Source organism: Sporosarcina sp. ACRSM, from assembly GCF_022346545.1.
Lineage (GTDB): Bacteria > Bacillota > Bacilli > Bacillales_A > Planococcaceae > Sporosarcina.
This window is the reverse complement of the sequence record NZ_JAKRNU010000007.1, coordinates 54,825-78,386: the sequence shown is the minus strand read 5'-3', so window position 1 is coordinate 78,386 and position 23,562 is coordinate 54,825. Positions and strand designations below refer to the sequence as shown.

The window sequence follows — 23,562 nt, the reverse complement described above, 5'->3', positions numbered from 1 at the left end:
TTTCCAACTGTTCATTTCTCAATTTCGTATTTCTGAATCTTTCTCACTAGCGTCGATTGGTCGACTTTCAAGGCAATCGCGGCTTGTCGGATGCTCGGATAATGATTTAGTGCTTCTTTAATCAACTCGGCTTCAAAAGCCTCTAATTGCTCCCGTAAAGGCATTGTTTCTGCACCGTTTAAAGCGGAGTTGGCGGTTGGTGCGGTATCCAATTGTAGACCATTCGTAAATTGCAGCTCTTTCTGCAAATCTGTCATGCCTACCTCTGAATTGCTGCTCATTAAGGTAATTCGTTCTACGAAGTTTTGCAGCTCACGCACATTGCCAGGCCAATCGTAATTTGTAAAAGCATTTAAAGCATCGTTTGTAAATGACCGGTTCAGTCCGTATTTATGGTTAATGCCATTCAGGAAATGATAGATAAGCGGAATGACATCCTCTTTTCGATCTTTTAAGGCCGGAATGGAAATAGGGATGATGTTTAATCGATAGTACAAATCCTCACGGAAGGTGCCTTGCTGGATCATTTCCGGTAAGTTGCGATGCGTTGCTGCTACGACTCGGATATCTACGGGTGTTGGTTTTGTTCCACCAATTCGCGTAATTTCATGCTCCTGCAGTACGCGAAGCAGCTTCACCTGTAATTGGAGCGGCATTTCACCGATTTCATCTAAAAAGATCGTCCCCCGATGGGCTGCTTCAAACAAGCCGGCTTTTCCTTTTTGATTGGCACCTGTGAACGAGCCGGATTCATAGCCGAAAAGTTCGGATTCCAATAACGATTCGGGCAGGGCGCCGCAATTTATTTTAATTAAAGGATACTCTTTTCTTAAGCTGCGCTGATGAATCAGCTCCACAATTTTCTCTTTTCCAACCCCGGAAGCCCCATGGATGAGTACGCCGGAGTCGATTTGTGATACGCGGATCGCTCGTTCTAATACATCTTTCATCGCATCGGAATGAGCAATAATGGAAAGTCGCGGATCGTTTTGTTCCTTTAGAAATTCGAGTTCTTGATGGATTTGCTGGTTTTGCTGTTCAAGTAGCTTAATTTCCGATTCGAGGGTATTCAATTGAGTTAAATCTCGGACGTTGTTCACGATTTTTTCGATTTCCCCATTTTTATTTCGGATCGGGGCAGCAGAAACGAGAACAGTTGCACCTGTACTGATCTTTTGAATAATCGTTACTTCTTTCTTTTCTTCGAGTGCTCGCAAGGAAGCAGATGTGTCGATAATATGTTCCTCTTCCAATTCTTTGAGACTGCGGCCAATACAGTCTTTTGCGGACAATCCTGTAATTTGTTCGTACGAAGGGTTCTGGTGAATGATAATCCCGTCTTTGTCACTAATGACGATGCCGTCAAATGATGAATTGATCACTTCGTTGAGTTCGTTGCGGACGCTTTGCAAGGCGTCCGTTTCTTTTTTTAAACGAACCATTTCGTTTGTTGGGCTGATGAGCACAATCATTTGTCCGTTGTCCTGAAAACTTTCGATTTCGGCAGGATAATGGAACAAGCTGAAAGTGCTTGCACCGCTCAGTGCGGCTTCGGTGATTGCATCAATATAGTAGTTGTATTTTTTTGCAAGCGCATTGGAATAGAGAAGCCGGCCTTGGAGATCGATGACTAGAACGCCGACGCTATTAATTTTTGTTAAAAACGTATTCATATGTTCCTCCTTGCATCATTTTTCTTTTTTTGATGAAATTTTGCATCGATTTTTCTTAATTATACATCATTTAACATGGGAAAAGGCTGAAAACTGCAGAGGAATACTTTGGCATGAAACTTGCAATATAAATAGCGACAAGAGATTTTGATGAAAAATAGGAGGTAACGAGATGACAAACTTGTTAAAAGAAACTTCTCATACATCAGAACAATTAAAGACAATGTTGTATGACATGATGGTTATTAGAAGTTTTGAAGAAATGGTGGAAAAGTTATTTCAACAAGGAAAAATTCATGGAACGATGCATTTATGCATTGGGCAAGAAGCGACAGCTGTAGGTGCGTGTGTGCCCTTAACGATAGAAGATAAAATTACGAGCAATCACCGTGGACACGGACATAGCATCGCGAAAGGAACAAAAGTGAAAGGGATGATGGCGGAGTTATTAGGGAAAGAAACGGGCTATTGTAAAGGAAAAGGCGGCTCCATGCATATTGCGGATTTAGATGTCGGGAACCTTGGAGCAAACGGAATTGTGGCGGCTGGTTTACCACTTGGCGTTGGTGCGGCATTAACGTCAAAAATGAAAAAATTAGGCTACGTTGTCGTTTGTTTCTTTGGTGATGGCGCAAGCAATGAGGGTGCCTTTCACGAGGCGTTAAACTTAGCGGCGGTTTGGGATTTACCAGTTGTCTTTTTCTGCGAAAACAACTTGTATGGAATGTCCGCATCGATCAAGGAAATGACAAGAGTTGAAAATATTGCGGATCGTGGTGCAGCTTATGGCATCCCAGGCGTCATTGTAGATGGAAATGATGTACTGGCTGTTGCAGAGGCGACACAAAAAGCCGTTGAACGTGCAAGAACTGGCGAAGGGCCAACATTAATCGAAGCACATACGTATCGCTGGAGAGGGCATTCCCGAAGTGATGCGAGAAAGTATCGCACACGCGAAGAAGAAAAAGAGTGGCGAAAAATGCGCGATCCGATTGCCTTGTTCAAAGAGCAATTACTTAAAGCGGGCGTGTTGACAGGGGACGAATTTAGCGACATGGAGCAACAAGTAGCTAACGAAATGGATGAAGCGGTCGAGTTTGCAGAAAACAGCAAAGAACCAGATTTAGAGACATTGATGAAAGACATTTTTGCTTAAGGAAAGGTGATGAATGACATGAGAGAACTAACTTATTTAGAAGCGATTCGTGAATCGATGAGTGAAGAGATGAGAAGAGATGAAGACGTTTTCATTATGGGAGAAGACATTGGCGTTTATGGAGGTGCATTCGGTTTAACAAACGGCATGATTGAAGAGTTTGGACCAGAACGTGTGCGCAATACACCGATTTCTGAGGCGGCGATTAGCGGCTGCGCGGTCGGTGCTGCAATGACAGGCATGAGACCGATTTTAGAAATTCAGTTTTCCGACTTTGTCATGATTGCGATGGATAATATTGTCAACCAAGCGGCGAAAATGCGTTATATGTTTGGTGGGAAAACGAGCGTTCCGGTTGTTGTTAGACTTCCGGGTGGCTCTGGTGCAGGATTTGCAGCGCAGCACTCGCAAAGCTTGGAAGCATGGATGGCGCATGTGCCAGGTTTGAAAGTCGTTCAGCCTTCCAACGCCTATGATGCCAAAGGATTGATGAAAGCGGCGATTCGGGATAATAATCCAGTATTATTCTACGAGCATAAATTGCTGTACAACACGAAAGGTGAAGTGCCGGCGGAGGATTACGAAATCCCATTAGGTCAAGCGGACATTAAGAGAGAGGGTTCTCATATTACCATCGTCGCGACGGCCATTATGGTGAATCGTGCTCTAGAAGCAGCTGAAATTCTTGCAAAGGAAGGTATTGAAGTCGAAGTCATTGACCCGCGTACGTTAGTACCTTTGGATACAGAAACAATCTTAAACTCTGTGAAGAAAACAAGCCGTGTATTGGTTGTTTATGAAGCGGTAAAACGCGGGGGGTACGGGGCAGAAATTGCAAGTATGATCGCGGAAAGTGATGTCTTTGATTATTTAGATGCACCGATTCGCAGGTTAGGCGGCCTTGCAACGCCGATCCCTTACAACCCGACATTAGAAAAAGCAGCAGTGCCGCAAGTGGATGACATTGTGGTGGAATGCAGAAAACTCATGAATAAGTAAGGAGGTGCGCAGACATGGCTACAGAAGTTGTCATGCCGAAGCTAGGGGCAACGATGGAAGAGGGAACGATTGTTTCTTGGCTCGTTCCGGTTGGAGAAGTAGTAGAAGAAGGAGATCCGATCGCGGAAATCCAAACAGATAAAATTGTTATAGAAATTGAAGCAGAAACGACAGGCGTTTTATTAAAGACCGTTCATGACGCAGGAAATACGGTGAAAGTACATGAAGTCATCGCTTACATGGGCGAAGAGGGTGAATCGCTTGATGGGTTAGCAGTAACATCGCCTACGGGAAGTGAGTCTGTTGATCAACAGCAAGAGACAACCGTTGAAGCAGCGCCGGTAACATCTGCACAAGCGGGCGATAAAATTCGAAGAACGCCTGCGGCTAGAAAGTTGGCAGAAGAAAATCGAGTTAATTTACAAGAAGTGGTCGGCTCAGGTTCGAAGGGGCGTATTCATAAGGTGGACGTTGAAAGCTTCTTAGCGCAGAATGCGAAAAGAATTACCCCGCTGGCGAAGAAAATTGCGGATGATCAAGGAATGGATTATAAGCAAATCGATGGGACAGGTGTGCGCGGCAAAGTGATGAAGCAAGATGTGATCATTCCGCCTACAGACAGCGGGCAAACGCCTGAAGTCGAAAATAAACGTGTGCCATTTAGAGGCATGCGGAAAGTCATCGCAGATCGAATGGCGGAGAGCGCTTATACAGCACCGCATGTCACGCTTTACTCTGAGATTGACATGACGAATTGTGTATCGCTGCGTCAAGATTTGCTACCAGTCATCGAAAAAATCGAAGGACAGCGCATTTCATTTAATGAGATTATTATAAAGGCGACTGCCTTTACGTTAAAGCAACATCCAAATATGAACGTTTCTTTAGAAGGCAATGAAATTGTTTTCCATTCAGACATTAACGTAGGAATGGCAGTAGCTGTTCCTGACGGATTAGTCGTTCCAGTGCTTCGAAATGTGGATCAGAAAGGTCTTGCGGAGCTTACGGCGGAATCGAAGAAAATAGGGAAGCAAGCGCGCGAAGGAAAGCTTGCTCCAGATGATATGCAAGGCAGTACCTTTACGATTAGCAACTTAGGCATGTACGCAATCGACGGCTTTACACCAATTATCAACTTGCCGAACGCAGCAATTTTAGGCGTTGGGCGTATTCAGAAAAAGCCAGTTGTTGTAAATGATGAAATGGTGATCCGTTCCATGATGACTTTGAGTTTATCATTCGATCATCGCATTATTGACGGGGCTCCTGCGGCAGCATTTTTAACAGCACTAAAAGATGCACTCGAAAATCCGTTAACATTAATGATATAAGGTGGTGAACAAAGTTGGTCTATGATGTAATTATTATCGGTGGCGGTCCAGGCGGCTATGTTGCTGCGCTAAGAGCTGCAAAAAACGGGAAGAAAACAGCGCTTGTTGAGGCAGATCATTTAGGCGGAACCTGTTTAAATCGCGGCTGTATTCCTTCCAAAACATTGTTAAAGCATGCAGAAGTCATTGAAAGTATTGAAAAGGCGAAAAGCTGGGGCATTCATACGGGCGAATTGACTTTTTCATTGAAAGAAATGCTTGCGCGGAAAGATCAAGTCATTGAGACGTTAAGAACCGGGATTCAATTTTTATTAAAAAAAGGGCAAATTGATGTTTACAATGGATACGGCACAATCCATTCCGATAAAACCGTTTCTGTTCAGGCAAAAGAACAGTCTCAAAAAATTCAAGGCGAAAAAATCATTATTGCGACAGGAAGCCAACCGGTTGTGCCGCCGATTCCGGGAATCGATGAAGTGAACTATCATACAACCGATACGATCTTCGATATCGAAAAAATACCGCAGTCGATCGTCATTGTCGGCGGCGGCGTCATCGGTGTCGAATTCGCCAATATTTTTGCGAGTTTGCAAACGAAGGTTACCATCGTGGAGCTTGGAGACCGGATCATTCCAACAGAGGATGAGGACGCGTCGAAGGCATTGCTTTCGAACTTGAAGAAAAAAGGCATTCAAGTATTGACGAAGCACCAAGTAGCAGCCATTGCGGAAAATGAAGCCGGGAAATCGGTGAGCATTATAACCGACAATGGAACAGAAGAGACGCTCGTTGTTGATGATATTCTTCTGGCGGTAGGAAGAAAACCTAACGTATCAGCTGGCGCTGAACTAAATTTGAAGATGAACGGTCCACATATCGAGGTTGATGATTATTTGGAGACGAGCGTTCAAGGTGTTTTTGCAGTTGGGGATGTCATTGGCGGCTTACAGCTAGCACATGTGGCGAGTGCTGAAGGATTAACGTCAGTTGCTAATTTGGATATCAAGCAAAAGCGAATGGATTATACGGTGATACCGCGCTGCATTTATACAAATCCACAGGTTGCAAGCGTCGGTATGAGCGAAGTAGAATTAAAGCAAAAGGGCATTGTCTATAAAGCGCACCAATATTCCTTTGCTGGCAATGGAAAAGCATTGGCAATGGGGGAAACAGAAGGGTTCTCCAAAGTTTTCATCGATGAGAAATACGGTGAAATTTTAGGGGTTGTAATGGTCGGTGCGCATGTGACGGAAATGATTAGCCAATCTTCCGCTTACCTTTATCTAGAAGGGACAGTGGATGAGCTTGCCCAAATGGTTCAGCCGCATCCAGCATTATCTGAAGTGCTTATGGAATCGGCGAATGCATTAATCGGAAAAGGGATTCATTCTTAAGAAGAGGGTGGAAGTATGTTTAATTTACGTGGAAAAAAGGCGATTATTACGGGCGGTGCACAAGGTCTAGGATTTTCAATGGTAGAAGCTTTTCATCAAGCTGGGGTAGAAGTTGCGGTCATCGACATTTCAGACAATGTGGAATCGTTGGCAGCTAAATTTAACGAAAAAGCCGCTAAAGTACATGGCGTAAAAGGGAATCTGTTAGACATGGACAGCTTGCAGCAATCTTTTCAAGAAGCGTTAGAGAAGCTTGAAGGGAAGGTCGATATTTTAATTAACAGTGCCGGTTTGATCAAAAGAGAACCTGCTTTTGACGTATCGCTCGAAACATGGCATCGCATCCTCGGTCTAAACGTCACGGCAGTCTTTGAACTATCTCGGCTCGCGGCAGCGGAAATGAAAAAACAAGGGTCTGGGAAAATCATTAATATGGGATCCATTCTTTCGGTACTCGGCGGTTATAACGCGGTCGCCTATTCAACGAGTAAAGGCGCCATCCTTCAATTGACAAAGTCATTATCCAATGAATGGGCGGCATACGGCATCCAAGTGAATGCGATTGCGCCGGGCTATATGCTAACAACGATGAATACCGACTTAATGAATGATCCCGTTCGCGCACCGCAAGTAGAAGCGAGAATCCCGGCAAAGCGCTGGGGCACGCCTGAAGATGTTGCGGGTGTTGCGTTATTTTTAGCTGCACCAGCTTCGGACTATGTGACTGGGACGTTAATACCTGTCGATGGCGGAGTATTAGGGAGATAACTAAGGGGGATAACAATGAAGGAAAAGTTGTATATAAACGGAGAGTGGGTCGATGCAGAGCAATATGCGGAGTTATTTTCACCGTATTCACAGGAGAAAATAGCGGAAATTCCACAAGCATCTGACGGACAAGTAGATTCTGCCATTGATGCAGCTTATGCGACACGAGAAGCGATGGCTAATTTAACGGCTTATGAAAAAGCGGAAATTCTTGAAAAGCTCGTTGTTCTTTTCAAAGAAAATCGAATGCGCGCGGCTCAAATCATCTCTTTGGAATCGTCAAAGCCTTTGAAGTTTGCGTTAGGTGAAGTGGACCGCACGATCGAAACGTATAAATTTGCAGCGGAAGAAGCGAAGCGCATCCACGGCGAAATGATTCCTTTAGATGCAGCGAAAAACGGTGCCAATCGTCTTGCCTATACAGTAAGGGAGCCAATTGGTGTTATTGCGGCCATTACGCCGTTTAACTTCCCTATGAATTTAGTGGCGCACAAGATCGGACCTGCAATTGCAGTAGGGAATCCGGTGGTTTTAAAGCCAGCATCCCAAACACCTTTATCAGCCTTTTTCCTTGCAGAATTATTAGAGCAAGCAGGATTGCCAAAGGGAGCTTTAAATGTTGTGACGGGAAGCGGCCGCAAAGTTGGCGATCGCCTCGTAACGAGTGACAAAGTAAGTATGGTAACATTTACTGGAAGTCCTGAAGTCGGTATTGGCATTCGCAACAAAGCAGGCTTAAAAAGAGTAGCGTTGGAGCTTGGCTCGAATGCGGGTGTGATTATCGACGATGGTGTTGACCTTGATAAAATCGTTCCGAAATGTGTTGTTGGAGCATTTTCAAACCAAGGACAAGTTTGTATTTCACTTCAGCGAATTTATGTGCATGAGAATCTCGTAGAAGCGTTTACTGCTAAGTTTAAAGAAGCGACTGAGAAACTCGTATTAGGTGATCCGTTAGACGAAAAAACAGATATATCTGCGCTGATTTCAAGAAAAGAACAGGATCGTGCGAAGGCGTGGATTGATGAAGCAGTGGAGGCGGATGTCCAACTCGTGACAGGCGGTAGGATCGAAAACGACTTGCTGTTGCCAACGGTTCTTTTCGATGTTGCACCCCATTTAAAAGTATCTTGCCAGGAAGTCTTTGCGCCAATCGTCTCTATTAATGCGATTCAGTCGGTAGATGAAGGGATTACTGCAATTAACGATTCCAGATATGGGCTACAAGCAGGTATTTTCACAAATGATATTGCTACAGCTATGCATGCGTCTAAAAAACTTCATGTCGGCGGTGTTCTCATAAACGACATCCCAACGTATCGCGTTGACCAAATGCCTTATGGCGGCGTGAAAGAAAGTGGTAATTCGCGTGAGGGCTTAAGATATACAATAGAAGAAATGACAGAAATGAAGCTTGTTATTTGGAATCAAGAATAATGACTTATCTGAGATGCATCGCATATGTGAACAGTTGTTCCTTTTATTAAGAAGTAGCCGTCAATCCTTACGAATGGAAGGATTGACGGCTACTTCGTTTATTTACTTTTCTACGTTATCCAGGAAATCTGTGACTTGTTCCGGTGATTTTGCGTTGGCACTATGCAAATGCGCTTTCTTTTCACCATTTTGGAAAATCAATAGGCTAGGAATGCCCATGACGTCATATTTTTCTGCGATTTCGGGTAGCACATCGCGATCGACATCATACCATGTGTACATATCATATTTTTCAACGATCGGATCGATGAACATATCCATTCGCGTGCAATCCGGACACCATCCCGCCTGGAATTTGACGAGTGCTTTGGAGTCGCCTGAGATGACTTCGTTGAATTGTTCTGCAGTTGTAATTGATTTCATTATTAATCCCCCTCCTTCATAAGGTCAGTGTACAATGTTTTTGTTCCAGCCGGGTAGTAAAACGCTCTGGTAAGAGAAGATGAGAAAAACAGAGATTATAATATTGCGAAAACATACACAATGGATTACACTTAGAATAATAGAGAATGTTTCTAAATTTTTTTGTTTGAAAAATGAATGACCATTCATTCAAGGGTCAAAGGGAGGCTTCACTTGTGACTTATCAAATTAAAAAAGCGGCAGTTTTAGGATCTGGTGTCATGGGTTCAGGTATCGCGGCGCATCTTGCCGACATTGGGATTCCTGTATTGCTTTTGGATATCGTCCCTGAAAAATTGACGGATGAAGAAGCGGCCAAAGGACTGACGTTAGAAAGTGTACAAGTGCGAAACAAAATGGCGACAGGAGCATTGCAGAAGCTACTCAAGCAAAAGCCCGCTCCGCTCACGTGCAAAAATAATTTGAAGCTGATTGAAGCAGGGAACTTTGAGGATGATTTGGAGAAGTTGAAAGAAGTGGACTGGATTATCGAAGTCATTATTGAAAATCTTGATGCTAAAAAAGTGCTCTATGAAAAGATCGATGCGGTGCGTAACCCGGGAACGATCATCAGCTCCAATACATCCGGCATTAGCATCGAAGCGATGGCGGAAGGGCGTTCGGAAGATTTTCAAAAACATTTCCTGGGCACCCATTTTTTCAATCCTCCACGTTATTTGAAGTTGCTTGAGGTCATTCCAGCCAGTACGACGGCTCTGGAAGTGGTCGAGTTTATGAAGAAGTTCGGGGAGGATCGACTTGGTAAAGGCGTTGTCATCGCGAAAGATACACCGAACTTCATCGCCAATCGAATCGGCACATACGGTCTTCTTGTCACGCTTCGTGAAATGACAAAGCGGGGGTATTCGATCGGTGAAGTCGATTCAGTGACGGGGACGCTGATTGGCAGACCGAAATCGGCGACTTTCCGGACACTTGACGTCGTCGGGCTCGATACATTCATGCATGTTGCAAAAAATGTGTATGACCAAACGGAAGGGGAAGAGCAGCAAGTATTCGTCCCGCCAGCTTTCATGCAGAAAATGGTGGAGAATGGCTGGATCGGTGCGAAAGCGAAGCAAGGATTCTATGTGAAAAAAGGCAAGGAAATTCTTGAATTGAATCCGGAGACCTTTGACTATGAGCCGGCGAAAAAATTGCAAACGCCTTCCATTGAAATGGCAAAGCAACAAAAAGGGCTTTCCAACAAAGTGAAAACGCTTGTCTATGCAGAGGATCGGACGGGTGAACTCCTTTGGCATATCCTCTCGCCGACATTGCGCTATTCTGCACAATTGAACGGTGAAATTGCGGATGATATCGTCGCCATTGACCGAGCGATGAAATGGGGCTTCGGCTGGCAACAAGGACCGTTTGAAATTTGGGATGCGATCGGTGTCGCACAATCGGTGGAGAAGATGAAAAAGGAAGGGGCGGCAATCCCTCTATTTGTGCAGCAATTGCTGGGGAAAGGCTATGAAACTTTTTATAAGGAAGAAGACGGGGAACTTTATTTCTTTGATGGGGAAGCCTACAAGAAAGCCCCGGTTAATGAAAAAGTGATCGATTTAAAACGGTATAAAAAGAAACATGGCACCATTAAGAAAAATACAGGAGCTAGCCTGATCGATATGGGAGACGGCATCGCATTACTTGAATTCCATTCCCAATCAAATGCGATCGGATTGGACATTTTGCAGATGATCAACTTCGCTGTCGAGGAAGTCGAGCAGCATTACAAAGGCCTGGTCATCGGCAACCAAGGGAAAAACTTCTGCGTAGGTGCCAATTTGGGTCTCATTTTGATGGAGGCACAAGACGATAATCTCTTTGAACTTGATTTTGTCATTCGCACGTTTCAGAAGGCCATGATGAAAATCAAGTATTCCAAGAAACCGGTCGTTGCTGCACCGTTTGCAATGACGCTTGGCGGAGGAGCAGAAGTCTGTCTGCCGGCGGCGCATATTCAAGCATCGATGGAAACGTATATCGGACTTGTGGAAACAGGGGTCGGGCTCATCCCGGGGGGCGGTGGCAACGTCAATCTGTATGCGAGGCATTTAAAAGGCTTGCCGAACGGGGTCCATGTCGATTATCAATATGTGGCGAACAAGGTGTTCGAAACGATTGCCATGGCAAAAGTGTCCACTTCTGCGGAAGAGGCACGCGACCTTAACTATCTCGACTTTGCGGATGGGATCAGTGTCAATGCCGATCATTTACTCTATGATGCGAAACAAGCCGCGCTCGCACTCTATGAAAATGGTTATACAGCACCGAAAAAAGAAAAAATACCAGTTACCGGCGATTCGGGCTATGCAACGATGCTGCTCGGTGCGGAAGGGATGTTCCTTTCCGGCTTCATCAGCGAGCATGATTTAAAAATTGCTAAGAAATTGGCGTTCGTGTTGGCAGGCGGTAAAGTGCCATATGGAACGCTCGTTGACGAACAATATATGCTCGATTTGGAGCGCGAAGCTTTCTTAAGCCTGATTGCAGAATCGAAGTCCCAACAGCGGATGCAGCACATGCTGTTAAAAGGAAAACCGTTGCGTAACTGATCGATAAAGCAAAAGGAGGAATAGGGATGCGAGAAGCAGTACTTGTCGCCGGCGCACGGACGCCGGTCGGAAAAGCGGGGAAAGGGTCTTTGGTGACCGTCCGTCCGGATGATTTAGGCGCATTGACCATAAAGGAAACATTGAAGCGGGCGGGCGGCTATGATGGTCCCATCGATGATCTGATCATCGGCTGTGCCATGCCTGAAGCGGAGCAGGGTATGAACGTTGCACGGAATATCGGTGCACTTGCCGGATTACCGGACACGACACCGGCCATTACTATCAACCGTTTCTGTTCGTCGGGCTTGCAATCGATCGCCTACGCCGCCGAACGGATTATGATCGGGCATTCCCAAGCAATCCTTGCAGGGGGCGTCGAGTCGATGAGCATGGTGCCAATGATGGGTAATACAATCCGTCCGAACATCCAATTAGCGGAAACGGCGCCTCAATATTATATGGGAATGGGCCATACCGCTGAACAAGTGGCGGTGAAATACGGTGTCAGCCGTGAGGACCAGGATGCCTTTGCTGTCCGTTCGCATGAGCGGGCGGGAGCGGCCATCGTAGCGGGAAAATTCAAGGATGAAGTTGTCCCCGTCGAAGTCGTCAAACGTTTTGTCGATGAAAATGGCAAATATGGTGAACAGACATTCACATTCGAAATGGACGAAGGCGTCCGTCATGGAACGAGTATGGAAGGGCTAGCAAAATTGCGGCCGGCATTTTCAGTTACCGGTTCGGTGACGGCTGGCAATGCATCGCAAACATCTGATGGCGCAGGGACTGTTCTTGTGATGGACCGTGAAGTGGCAGAAGCGCAAGGTTTGAAACCGATTGCGAAATTCCGTGCATTTGCAGTAGGAGGCGTGCCGCCTGAAGTGATGGGGATCGGACCGATCGAAGCTGTGCCGAAAGCATTGAAAATAGCAGGGCTTTCCATCGACGATATCGATTTATGGGAATTAAATGAAGCATTCGCGTCTCAATCATTGCAAGTCATCCGCCATTTAGAGTTGGATCTGGACAAAGTGAATGTCAATGGGGGAGCAATCGCGCTTGGCCATCCACTCGGTGCGACCGGCACGATTTTAACGATCCGCCTACTGAACGAATTGAAACGCCAAGGGAAACAATTCGGTGTCGTCACGATGTGCATCGGCGGCGGAATGGGCGCAGCCGGCGTATTTGAAATGCTATAAAAGGAAGGCAGTCTAAGTGCGCCGCGTCCTGAAAGTGCCTTAATTTCCGCAAAGAACGCAGAAATACGGCAAATCAAACCCTGCGCTGTTTGATTGGCAACGGCTGCCTGACTCACATCCTGTGAGCCTCCGAGCATCTGAAGCCTGGAGTCTAGACAAAGAAAGAGGGAGGAATTCCAATGACTGAATTGCATACCGATGAACTGATCAAAGGCGGTGCCTTCTTAATCGAAGAGATTGCGGCAGATCGGGTATTTACGCCAGAGGACTTTACCGATGAACATAAAATGATTGCGAAGACAACGGAAGACTATGTGAAAAACGAAGTGCTCCCTGTCGTGGAAAAACTCGAAAACCATGAATTCGAAAACTCGTTAAGATTGCTTAAAACAGCAGGGGATCTAGGTCTTCTCGGTGCAGACGTACCTGAAGAATACGGCGGCCTTGGCCTGGATAAGATCTCATCTGCATTGATTGGGGAAAAAATGTCCGTAGCCGGAGGATTTTCGATTACTCACGGCGGGCACGTTGGCATTGGTACGTTACCGATCGTCCTTTTTGGCAATGAAGCGCAAAAACAAAAGTATTTACCGAATTCTGTTGCCGGCAACAAAATTTCTGCATACGCCTTGACGGAGCCGGGATCCGGTTCAGACGCTTTAGGTGCAAAAACGACCGCGAAGTTAAATGCTGAAGGAACACACTATATCTTAAATGGAGAAAAGCAGTGGATTACAAATGCCGGTTTTGCGGATGTCTTTATTGTCTATGCAAAAATCGATGGGGAGAAATTCACGGCTTTCATTGTAGAGAAAGAATTCCCAGGCGTCTCGGTCGGCGCTGAAGAGAAAAAAATGGGGATCAAATCTTCCTCTACACGGACGCTCATCTTACAGGATGCGCAAGTGCCGGTTGAGAACCTTTTAGGCGAAATCGGCCGGGGACATATCATAGCGTTCAATATTTTAAATATCGGACGTTATAAATTGGGAGCCGGAACAATCGGCGGTTCTAAACGTGCGCTTGAATTGGCCATTACTTATACCAATCAACGCCAGCAGTTTAAAACACCGATCTCCTCTTTTAATTTAACGAAAGAAAAATTGGCCACGATGGCAGCCAAGTTGTATGCGACGGAAAGTTTGATTTACCGAACGGTCGGTTATTTTGAGGAGCGGCAAAGTCGATTGAGCGCTGAAGAGCAAAAAGATGGGAAAGCCGTCGCGGCAGCCGTCGCTGAATATGCAATTGAATGTTCCATCAATAAAGTCGTCGGATCCGAAGTGCTCGATTATATCGTTGATGAAGCTGTCCAATTACATGGCGGATATGGTTTCATGCAGGAATATGAAGTGGAGCGCATGTATCGGGACTCCCGGATTAACCGAATTTTTGAAGGGACAAATGAAATCAATCGCCTGATCATTCCCGGGACTTTCTTGAAAAAGGCGCTGAAAGGTGAATTGCCACTCTTGCAACAGGCGCAAGCATTACAAGCGGAACTGCTCACGATGATGCCAGAGGAAATCGGTGAGGAAGCACTTGCACAAGAAAAATCACTCGTCCAAAATGCCAAGAAAATCGGTTTGCTTGTAGCAGGAATCGCCGCACAGCGTTTTGGGGCGAAACTAGAAGCGGAACAAGAAGTACTAGTCAATATCGCGGATATCGCCAATAACATTTTCGCAATGGAATCCGCTTTGTTGCGAACAGCAAAAGCGATTATTCGCAACGGGGAAGAGAAAGAACAGCAGAAGATTTTATATACACAAATTTTTTGCCAAGAAGCATTTCAGGAGATTGAAAAAGACGCGAAAGAAACACTCCTTGCCGCAACAGAGGGCGACAATCTTCGCATGATGCTCTCCGCCTTGCGGAAATTGACCCGTTCCACCCCTCATAATATCATCGCAAAAAAACGTGAAGCATCTGTCAAGCTGATTGATGCCGAGAAATATCTGGTTTAAGAAATAAACGATTCTTGCAAACCTTTCCATCCGATACCTTGAGGTCTTCGGATGGTTTTTCTGCTATAATGGCGAAAACGGAGGTGTTGAGCGAGATGAGTATTACATATTATGGCTACCCGAAATGTGGGACATGTCGAAAAGCGAAAAAATGGCTTGAAATGAATGGATTGGATTTTCAAGAGGTGAATATTGCAGAAAATCCGCCGACTGAAAAAGAATTGCAAGAAATGATTGCGGCGTCCTCATTAGACATTAAAAAGTTTTTTAACGTCTCGGGTAAAAAATATCGGGAATTAAACTTGAAAGATCGCTTGCCGAACATGACAGATGAAGAGAAAATCGGCTTGTTGGCATCGGACGGTATGTTGATCAAAAGACCGATTGTATTCGGGCGCGGCAAGGTGACAGTCGGTTTCAAAGAAGAAGAATTCGACACCGTTTGGGCAAATTGAATCCAATCTTGTCATTGGTCATGAAATATGCCAAAATTGAAGGGTATGAAACTATTTATTTGGAGGGGTTAAGGTATGAGCACACCAAAGGACCTACGCTATTCTGAAGAGCATGAATGGGTAAAAGAAGAAAGCGGGAACTACCGTATCGGTATTACACATTTCGCACAATCTGAACTTGGGGATATCGTTTTTGTCGAACTACCACAAGTTGGCGATGAAGTGAAATTGAACGAGCCGTTCGGAAGTGTTGAATCCGTTAAAACAGTATCGGAGCTTTACGCGCCAATCAGCGGTAAAGTACTTGAGGTGAACGAAGAGCTTGAGGACAACCCTGAGTTTGTCAACGAATCACCTTATGAAAATGCATGGATGATCGTTGTTGAGCCAACGGATGCTGCAGAATTAGATACGTTAATGTCTGCTGAAGAGTATGACAAAATGACAGTTGGAGAATAATTCAAACGAGACGCTGGTATAATGCCGGCGTTTTTTGAATCTTTGCTCAAAAAAGTAATTCGCAGGGGAGGCATTGGGATGGGGGAGAAAGTGATTATCGTAGAGGGTGGTTCGGACAGGAAACGGCTTGCCCGAATTCTTGCAGAGCCTGTCACAATCATTTGCACGAATGGGACGATTAGTCCCTATCGCCTTGAAGAGATGCTTGCTCCTTTTGAGGAACAGGAATTATTTGTCTTTGTCGATGCGGATGAAGATGGTGACAAGATACGTGTTTTATTTAAAAGGGATTATCCCGACGCCATTCATTTGTACACGGAAAAGGTTTATCGGGAAGTGGAAACAACCCCGTACAAAGTGCTTGCCTCCATCTTGCTTGGTGCAGATTTTGAAATACACCCCGAATTTCTTATTTGAAGGATGAGTTATCGATTATGGAAACATGGACACATAAACAATGGAAACAGGCATTAGAAGAGTTACCTGAAGCCGTCTATTATTTATATACACCGATGTGTGGAACTTGTGCAGTTGCCTCCAAAATGTTGGATGTCATTGCCGCTATGAAGCCGGATTTACATATGGGGAAGGCAGATTTGAACTACGTGCAGGAAGTGGCGGTTGAGTATGAAATTGAAAGCGTTCCTTGTCTGCTGATCCAAAAGGAAGGCAAAATACAGCATAAGATCTATGCATTTCATTCTGTCCCGTACCTCCTTGAAAAATTGAGTTGACAGAGCTTGTCGAACATGATAATATACGTCTGAACATATAGTTGAATAAGTAGCTCTTATTAAGAGTGGTGGAGGGACAGTGCCCTATGAAGCCCGGCAACCGTCACGAAAGTGAAATGGTGCCAAATCACGCAAAGCAATCGCTTTGACAGATGAGAGATCGGATGAACGTTGATGACAACTAACGTAATACCTTTCTGCCCGTCTGCAGGAAGGTTTTTTTTTATACAGGCGCCCTGCGCTTTACTTAATTATTAATGTCTAGCTGTAGTGGGGCGAGCATCTAATGCAGGCCACTTCTGCTTTTCAAGTGTTGAGGTGAAAGGAATGATCCGTTTAACGGATATTGATAAACAATACGGTGTAGGAGCAAATAGCATATCCGCAGTCGATGGTGTATCGCTGGAAATTGCGGATGGCGAAATTTTTGGTATTATCGGCTATAGTGGGGCAGGGAAAAGTACGTTGATCCGCCTGCTGAACGGTCTTGAAAAGCCGACTTCCGGCCGGGTGGAAATTGGCGAACTGGAGATTTCCGCGATTAAAGGCAAGGACCTGAGAGAAGCTCGACAAAAAGTGAGCATGATTTTCCAGCATTTCAACTTATTATGGTCGCGGACAGTGAAGGATAATATTGCTTTTCCACTTGAAATCGCAGGCGTTCGAAAAGCGGACCGGGAACGGAAAGTCGCTGAACTGATTGAATTGGTTGGTCTAAGTGGCCGTGAAGATGCCTATCCATCCGAATTGTCAGGTGGACAAAAGCAACGTGTCGGCATTGCAAGGGCGCTCGCGAACGATCCGGAAGTTCTGCTCTGTGATGAAGCGACATCAGCGCTTGACCCCGAAACGACGGACTCCATTTTGGAGTTGCTGACGGGGATCAATGAGCGGCTCGGTTTGACGATTGTGTTGATTACCCATGAAATGCATGTCATCCGCAAAATCTGCCATCGGGTCGCGGTCATGGAAGCTGGGAAAGTTGTGGAACTTGGGAATGTACTCGATGTGTTCCAAGCACCTCAAGCCCCAATTACGAAGCGATTCGTTTCCCAAGTGACAGAATCGGCAGAGGCGAAACAGGCAATTGAACATATAAAAGATGAGTTTCCAACTGGAAAGCTCATCAAACTTGTCTTTGTCGGCGATCGGACGGAGCAGCCGGTCTTGGCAAGCTTGATCCGGAAGTTCGATGTAGATGTGAATATTGTACAGGGGAATATATCCCATACTCGTGGCGGAGCATACGGTACGCTCATTCTCCAACTCGTAGGAGAGGCGGCACTCATTGACGAGGCAATCCACTACCTCCATGAACAAGATGTCCAGACGGAGGTGATCGGCAATGATTGAAAATCTATTTCCGAACGTGGATTGGGAAGTTATGTGGGAAGCAACAGTCGAAACGATTTACATGACCGCCATCTCAACATTTTTTACATTTATCATCGGTATTGCGCTTGGGGTAGTGTTGTTCTTGGCAAGTCCGGGTCAAATATGGGCCAATAAGGTGATCTATACCATCACGGGGGCATTCGTCAATATCTTTCGCTCGATTCCGTTTATCATTTTAATCATCTTGCTTATTCCCTTTACGAAACTGTTGGTCGGTACAATCCGTGGGCCAGAAGGGGCGTTGCCGGCACTCATTATCGGAGCGGCTCCGTTTTATGGGCGAATGGTATTAATTGCGCTGCAAGAGATCGATAAAGGTGTAATCGAAGCGGCCAAGTCGATGGGAGCCAAAACGAGAACGATTATCTTTAAAGTGCTATTGCCTGAATCGATGCCTGCACTTATTTCAGGCATTACGGTGACAGCTATCGCGCTTGTCGGCTATACAGCGATGGCAGGGATTATCGGAGCGGGCGGACTCGGTACGCTTGCTTATATGGAAGGTTTCCAACGCAGCCGGGAAGATGTGACGCAAGTGTCGACCATCCTCATTTTGGTCATCGTTTTCATCATTCAGGCCATCGGCGATTTTGCGGTGAAGAAGTTGGACAAGCGTTAAAAGATAGGGTCAACCAGGCGTTGCCTGCTAACTATAGAAATGATATAGAAAAGGGGAGTTATAGGATGAAGAAAATCTTATTTGGGTTATTATTGGCAGTGCTTTTACTTGCACTGGCAGCATGTGGGACGAAAAATGACACAAATGAAAACAGCACAAACGGGAGTAGCGGTGAAGAGGCTACTGGTGGAGAATTAACAAAGCTAGTTGTCGGTGCTTCCAACACGCCGCATGCGATCATTCTTGAAAAAGCGGCACCATTGTTAGAAGAAAAAGGCATTGAACTGGATATCCAAAAATACCAAGACTATATCTTGCCGAACCAAGACCTTGAAAGCGAAGATCTTGATGCAAACTATTTCCAGCATATCCCTTACCTTGATTTGCAAATCAAAGACCACGGCTATAAATTTGTCAATGCAGGCGGCATCCATATTGAACCGATCGGTATCTATTCAAAAGAATACAAATCATTGGAAGAACTTCCAGACGGTGCGACTGTGCTAATTAGTAATTCTGTTGCTGACCATGGACGTGTATTAGCGTTGCTTGAAGCAAAAGGGCTCATCAAATTGGCTGAAGGAATCGATAAAACATCAGCTGAACTGAAAGACATCGCCGAGAACCCGAAGAATCTTCAGTTTGACGCGAAAAACGATCCGGCGATCTTGCCACAGTTTTTCAATAACGGCGAAGGGGATATCGTTCTGATTAACACGAACTTTGCTATCGATGCCGGTTTAAATCCACTTGAAGATGCAATTGCAATGGAAGATTCGGAATCACCATACGTGAACATTATCGCTGTACGTGAAGGCGATGAAAACAAACCAGAAATCAAAACATTAGTAGAAGTGTTACAATCACAAGAAATCCAAGACTTTATCGTTGAAGAGTGGAACGGCGAAATCGTTCCAGTAAAATAATCAAATTGAAGCTCCGTTGATCTGAAAAGAATCAAGGGAGCTTCTTTAAGATAATTCTCAACCAGGAATAGATAATTGAAAATGCGGCGAATCTACTAGAGCAGGTATAACAAAGTCTTGATTTAAGTGTATTCTAATCAATCGATACGGTTCTCAATGATTTGCATGGGGATGCTTTATACGTTAAGATTAGAATGATACTAAATTGAGAATGGATATCCGTTCATCTTTAACATATGGAGGTATTGGAATGGCAACTTTGGAAATCAAAGGCCTTCACGTTGAAATTGAAGGCAAGGAAATATTGAAAGGCGTCGATTTGACGATCAATACAAATGAGATCCACGCAATCATGGGTCCGAACGGTACAGGAAAATCAACTCTCGCGTCAGCGATTATGGGGCATCCCAAATATGAAGTAACAGCAGGTACGGTGACGCTTGACGGTGAGGACGTACTGGAAATGGAAGTGGACGAGCGTGCACAAGCGGGTCTTTTCCTTGCGATGCAATATCCAAGTGAAATCACGGGTGTGACAAATGCTGACTTCCTACGTTCTGCCATCAATGCGCAACGTGAAGAGGGCGATGAAATTTCATTGATGAAATTCATCCGTGAGCTGGATAGCAAAATGGAATTCCTTGAAATGGACGAAGATATGGCTACTCGTTACTTGAACGAAGGGTTCTCGGGCGGGGAGAAAAAACGTAACGAAATCCTCCAACTGATGATGTTGAAACCTAAGTTTGCAATCCTTGATGAAATCGACTCTGGTCTTGATATCGACGCATTGAAAGTCGTTTCCAAAGGGATTAACGAAATGCGCGGCGAAGGATTCGGCTGCCTGATCATCACGCACTACCAACGTCTCCTTGACTACATTACGCCAGATCATGTCCACGTCATGATGCAAGGAAGAGTCGTCAAATCCGGCGGTGCTGAATTGGCGAAGAAACTTGAAGAACAAGGATATGACTGGATCAAAGAAGAGCTCGGTATCGAAGACGAGACTGTCGGGCAGGAAGTATAAGAAAGGGGGACGATTCAGAATGACGGTTGAAACAAAACTGGCATTGACCGAACAGGACGTCCGCTCCTATTCAGCGAAGGTGAATGAAGCAGATTGGATGGCGGATTTCCGCGCGGATGCATTAGCGAAACTGGACCAACTGCCAATGCCAAAACCAGATAAAACAAAAATCGATAAATGGAATTTCACAGAATTCCCGAACCATGCGGTAGAGTCCACAACTTTCGCTTCATTGGATGAACTTCCGGAAGCAGCGCGTGCGCTAGTGGATGTCGACCAACAGAAAAATATTTACGTACAACATAATAATACACCGGCATATCTTTCACTATCCGAGGGCTTGAAAGAGCAAGGTGTCATTTTCACAGATATCTTCACCGCTTCACGTGAGCATAGTGAACTTGTGAAAAAATACTTCATGACAGATGGCGTCAAAGTCGATGAGCATAAATTGACAGCACTCCATGCAGCGCTTATGAACGGCGGCGTATTCGTATACGTTCCGAAAAACGTTGTAGTGGAAGAGCCGCTTCAAGTTCTTTTCTTACATGACGATGCACAGGCTTCTCTATTTAATCATGTGATTGTCGTTGCGGAGAAAAACAGCTCAGTGACTTATGTCGAAAACTATTTGTCTACAGTCGAAGAAGCGAAGGGACTTGTCAATATCGTTTCCGAAGTATTCACAGGCGATAATGCAAAAATCGTATACGGTGCAGTGGATGTGCTTGCGGAAGGTTTCACAACGTATGTGAACCGCCGTGGCATCACGGGTCGCGATAGCCGTATCGAGTGGGCACTCGGCCTGATGAACGACAGCGATACGATTTCTGAAAATATCACGCATCTTGTAGGGGATAATTCTTCTTGTGATATGAAAACAGTTGTCGTCGGACGTGGTAGCCAACGCCAGAACTTTACATCTGAAATTGTCCATTGGGGACTGGATACGGATGGCTTCATCTTGAAGCATGGCGTTATGAAAGAAGCCGCATCTTCCATTTTCAATGGAATTGGTCGAATTGCCAAAGGGGCGACAAGATCGAATGCTGTTCAAGAGTCACGTGTTCTCATGTTAAGTGAAAAGGCTCGCGGAGATGCGAACCCGATCCTACTCATCGACGAGGATGATGTAACTGCTGGACACGCAGCATCTGTGGGCCGTGTTGACCCATTGCAATTGTATTATTTGATGAGCCGAGGAATTTCCCAACAAGAAGCAGAACGTCTCGTCATCCATGGTTTCCTTGCGCCAGTCGTCAGCAAGCTGCCGATTGAAGGCGTAAAGAAACAATTGACGGAGGTTATTGAAAGGAAAGTGCGCTAATGCTCAATAAAGAGATCCGCAAACATTTCCCGATCCTGGACCAGGAAATAAACGGGCATCCGCTCGTTTATCTAGATAGTGCCGCGACATCCCAAAAACCGCGGCAAGTCATTGAAGCAATCAGCAATTATTACAATTTAGATAACTCGAACGTCCACCGTGGCGTACACACGTTGGGGAACCGCGCGACGGAAGGGTATGAAGGTGCACGTGAAAAAGTGCGTAATTTCATCAACGCAAAATCGACAGAAGAAGTCATTTTCATGCGTGGTACGACAACTGCACTGAACACTGTTGCGCAAAGTTATGGGCGTGCAAATGTAGGTGAAGGCGATGAAATCGTCATCACCTACATGGAACACCATTCGAACATTATTCCATGGCAACAACTTGCGAAAGAAAAAGGTGCCGTGTTAAAATACATCGATCTTGAAGAAGATGGTACATTGTCGCTCGATAAAGTTCGTGAAGTGATTACGGACCGAACGAAAATCGTCTCCATCATGTACGTATCAAATGTTCTCGGTACGATGAATCCGATTAAAGAAATAGCAGAAATTGCACACGCACATGGTGCTGTAATGGTTGTGGATGGTGCACAAGCTGCACCGCATTTGAAAATCGATGTACAACAGCTTAACTGTGATTTCTTCGCTTTCTCGGGACATAAGATGTGTGGGCCGACTGGTATCGGTGTACTTTACGGTAAAAAAGAGTTGCTCGATAAAATGGAACCTGTCGAGTTCGGTGGCGAAATGATCGATTTTGTCGGTTTATACGAATCTACATGGAAAGAGTTGCCTTGGAAGTTTGAAGGCGGGACACCTATCATTGCAGGAGCGATCGGCCTTGGGGTTGCAATCGATTTTCTTGAGGAAATCGGGCTTGAGCAGATTGAAAAGCATGAGCATGAGTTAGCCGGATACGCAATGGAACGAATGTCAGAAGTCGAGGGACTTACAATCTATGGTCCGCTCGATCCTGAAAAACGGGCAGGACTTGTCACTTTCAATTTAGACGAAGTTCACCCACATGACGTTGCAACGGTGCTCGATATGAATGGCATTGCCGTCAGAGCGGGCCACCATTGCGCGCAGCCGCTGATGAAATGGCTCGATGTTTCAGCTACGGCACGCGCCAGCTTCTATCTTTACAATACGACAGAGGACGTAGATCGCCTCGTGGATGGACTCCGTATGGCAAAGGAGTATTTCGCAGATGTCTATTAATAATTTAGATCAGTTATATCGTTCAGTCATCATGGATCATTATAAAAATCCGAGAAATAAAGGCGTCCTTGATGAAAGTGATATCACCGTCGATATGAACAATCCGACATGCGGTGATGTTATCCACTTGACGTTGAAAATGGAAGACGGGATTGTCCAAGAGGCGAAATTCGAAGGCGAAGGCTGTTCGATTTCCATGGCATCCGCATCCATGATGACGCAAATGGTCAAAGGCAAAACCGCGGAAGAAGCGGTGAAAGTCGCTCATATTTTTTCGGATATGATGTTAGGAAAAGAAGTGGATGAATCAGTCGACCTTGGAGATATTGAGGCACTTTCGGGTGTGGCAAAATTCCCTGCACGCATCAAGTGTGCGACACTTGCGTGGAAGGCGATGGAAAAAGGAGTCGGAAATGACTCCGACCAATAAAGGAACGG

The 23,562-nt window shown here is 45.3% G+C and carries 22 protein-coding genes and 1 riboswitch; of the genes, 20 read left to right on the top strand and 2 right to left on the bottom strand.

The genetic code is table 11. From position 1 onward, the window contains the following. Nucleotides 1-11: 11 nt before the first annotated feature. Nucleotides 12-1,673, bottom strand: a complete 1,662-nt coding sequence (locus tag MHZ95_RS12370) for a sigma-54 interaction domain-containing protein (protein ID WP_239390931.1) — start codon at nucleotides 1,671-1,673, stop codon at nucleotides 12-14. 172 nt (nucleotides 1,674-1,845) lie between these two features. Here MHZ95_RS12370 and MHZ95_RS12365 point away from each other — a divergent pair, with 172 nt between their 5' ends. Genes MHZ95_RS12365 through MHZ95_RS12340 form a run of 6 tightly spaced genes read left to right on the top strand, consistent with a single transcriptional unit; the run spans nucleotide 1,846 to nucleotide 8,758 of the window. Beyond that, on the top strand, nucleotides 1,846-2,829 hold the full coding sequence (locus tag MHZ95_RS12365) for a thiamine pyrophosphate-dependent dehydrogenase E1 component subunit alpha (RefSeq protein ID WP_239390930.1): 984 nt from the start codon (nucleotides 1,846-1,848) through the stop codon (nucleotides 2,827-2,829). An 18-nt stretch (nucleotides 2,830-2,847) separates the two neighbouring features. Beyond that, nucleotides 2,848-3,828, top strand: a complete 981-nt coding sequence (locus MHZ95_RS12360; RefSeq protein ID WP_239390929.1) for an alpha-ketoacid dehydrogenase subunit beta — start codon at nucleotides 2,848-2,850, stop codon at nucleotides 3,826-3,828. A 14-nt stretch (nucleotides 3,829-3,842) separates the two neighbouring features. Beyond that, the gene (locus MHZ95_RS12355) at nucleotides 3,843-5,159 is read left to right on the top strand and encodes a dihydrolipoamide acetyltransferase family protein (RefSeq protein WP_239390928.1); all 1,317 of its coding nucleotides are present in this window, start codon (nucleotides 3,843-3,845) and stop codon (nucleotides 5,157-5,159) included. Nucleotides 5,160-5,173: 14 nt separating this feature from the next. Next, a complete protein-coding gene (gene lpdA / locus MHZ95_RS12350; protein WP_239390927.1) occupies nucleotides 5,174-6,553 on the top strand; it encodes a dihydrolipoyl dehydrogenase in 1,380 nt (459 codons plus the stop codon). A gap of 15 nt (nucleotides 6,554-6,568) precedes the next feature. Continuing rightward, nucleotides 6,569-7,321: an SDR family NAD(P)-dependent oxidoreductase gene (locus MHZ95_RS12345; protein WP_239390926.1), complete on the top strand. Its 753-nt coding sequence runs from the start codon at nucleotides 6,569-6,571 to the stop codon at nucleotides 7,319-7,321. Nucleotides 7,322-7,336: 15 nt separating this feature from the next. Further along, nucleotides 7,337-8,758 carry an aldehyde dehydrogenase family protein gene (locus tag MHZ95_RS12340; protein WP_239390925.1) on the top strand — a complete coding sequence of 474 codons (1,422 nt, stop codon included), beginning with the start codon at nucleotides 7,337-7,339 and terminating at the stop codon, nucleotides 8,756-8,758. Between the two features lie 102 nt (nucleotides 8,759-8,860). Here MHZ95_RS12340 and MHZ95_RS12335 read toward each other — a convergent pair whose 3' ends face one another. Beyond that, on the bottom strand, nucleotides 8,861-9,181 hold the full coding sequence (locus MHZ95_RS12335) for a thioredoxin family protein (RefSeq protein ID WP_239390924.1): 321 nt from the start codon (nucleotides 9,179-9,181) through the stop codon (nucleotides 8,861-8,863). 215 nt (nucleotides 9,182-9,396) lie between these two features. On the opposite strand from MHZ95_RS12335, the gene MHZ95_RS12330 reads away from it, so the two are divergent. From MHZ95_RS12330 to sufU, 14 genes are all read left to right on the top strand, one after another. Continuing rightward, complete coding sequence (locus MHZ95_RS12330) at nucleotides 9,397-11,781, top strand: 3-hydroxyacyl-CoA dehydrogenase/enoyl-CoA hydratase family protein (RefSeq protein WP_239390923.1); 2,385 nt, start codon at nucleotides 9,397-9,399, stop codon at nucleotides 11,779-11,781. A gap of 26 nt (nucleotides 11,782-11,807) precedes the next feature. Beyond that, on the top strand, nucleotides 11,808-12,983 hold the full coding sequence (locus tag MHZ95_RS12325; RefSeq protein WP_239390922.1) for an acetyl-CoA C-acetyltransferase: 1,176 nt from the start codon (nucleotides 11,808-11,810) through the stop codon (nucleotides 12,981-12,983). Nucleotides 12,984-13,162: 179 nt separating this feature from the next. Next, nucleotides 13,163-14,950, top strand: a complete 1,788-nt coding sequence (locus MHZ95_RS12320) for an acyl-CoA dehydrogenase family protein (RefSeq protein ID WP_239390921.1) — start codon at nucleotides 13,163-13,165, stop codon at nucleotides 14,948-14,950. A 95-nt stretch (nucleotides 14,951-15,045) separates the two neighbouring features. Then, entirely contained in the window at nucleotides 15,046-15,405 is a 360-nt protein-coding gene (locus MHZ95_RS12315; RefSeq protein WP_239390920.1) for an arsenate reductase family protein, read from the top strand. 75 nt (nucleotides 15,406-15,480) lie between these two features. Next, a complete protein-coding gene (gene gcvH / locus MHZ95_RS12310) occupies nucleotides 15,481-15,864 on the top strand; it encodes a glycine cleavage system protein GcvH (protein ID WP_239390919.1) in 384 nt (127 codons plus the stop codon). Between the two features lie 78 nt (nucleotides 15,865-15,942). Next, on the top strand, nucleotides 15,943-16,281 hold the full coding sequence (locus tag MHZ95_RS12305; protein ID WP_239390918.1) for a toprim domain-containing protein: 339 nt from the start codon (nucleotides 15,943-15,945) through the stop codon (nucleotides 16,279-16,281). A 17-nt stretch (nucleotides 16,282-16,298) separates the two neighbouring features. Continuing rightward, nucleotides 16,299-16,598, top strand: a complete 300-nt coding sequence (locus MHZ95_RS12300) for a thioredoxin family protein (protein ID WP_239390917.1) — start codon at nucleotides 16,299-16,301, stop codon at nucleotides 16,596-16,598. Between the two features lie 53 nt (nucleotides 16,599-16,651). Continuing rightward, nucleotides 16,652-16,757, top strand: a riboswitch (SAM riboswitch). 168 nt (nucleotides 16,758-16,925) lie between these two features. Continuing rightward, the gene (locus MHZ95_RS12295; RefSeq protein WP_239390916.1) at nucleotides 16,926-17,951 is read left to right on the top strand and encodes a methionine ABC transporter ATP-binding protein; all 1,026 of its coding nucleotides are present in this window, start codon (nucleotides 16,926-16,928) and stop codon (nucleotides 17,949-17,951) included. Beyond that, nucleotides 17,944-18,612 carry a methionine ABC transporter permease gene (locus MHZ95_RS12290; RefSeq protein ID WP_239390915.1) on the top strand — a complete coding sequence of 223 codons (669 nt, stop codon included), beginning with the start codon at nucleotides 17,944-17,946 and terminating at the stop codon, nucleotides 18,610-18,612. Before MHZ95_RS12295 ends, MHZ95_RS12290 begins: the two co-directional genes overlap by 8 nt. Before the next feature lie 65 nt (nucleotides 18,613-18,677). After that, on the top strand, nucleotides 18,678-19,538 hold the full coding sequence (locus MHZ95_RS12285) for a MetQ/NlpA family ABC transporter substrate-binding protein (RefSeq protein WP_239390914.1): 861 nt from the start codon (nucleotides 18,678-18,680) through the stop codon (nucleotides 19,536-19,538). Nucleotides 19,539-19,788: 250 nt separating this feature from the next. Beyond that, nucleotides 19,789-20,568 (top strand): Fe-S cluster assembly ATPase SufC, encoded by a 780-nt coding sequence (gene sufC, locus MHZ95_RS12280; RefSeq protein ID WP_239390913.1) that lies wholly within the window; start codon nucleotides 19,789-19,791, stop codon nucleotides 20,566-20,568. A gap of 19 nt (nucleotides 20,569-20,587) precedes the next feature. Further along, entirely contained in the window at nucleotides 20,588-21,895 is a 1,308-nt protein-coding gene (gene sufD, locus MHZ95_RS12275) for a Fe-S cluster assembly protein SufD (protein ID WP_239390912.1), read from the top strand. Next, nucleotides 21,895-23,124, top strand: coding sequence for a cysteine desulfurase (locus tag MHZ95_RS12270; RefSeq protein WP_239390911.1), 1,230 nt, complete (start codon nucleotides 21,895-21,897; stop codon nucleotides 23,122-23,124). Before sufD ends, MHZ95_RS12270 begins: the two co-directional genes overlap by 1 nt. Then, entirely contained in the window at nucleotides 23,114-23,554 is a 441-nt protein-coding gene (gene sufU / locus MHZ95_RS12265; RefSeq protein ID WP_239390910.1) for a Fe-S cluster assembly sulfur transfer protein SufU, read from the top strand. Before MHZ95_RS12270 ends, sufU begins: the two co-directional genes overlap by 11 nt. Nucleotides 23,555-23,562: the final 8 nt, after the last annotated feature.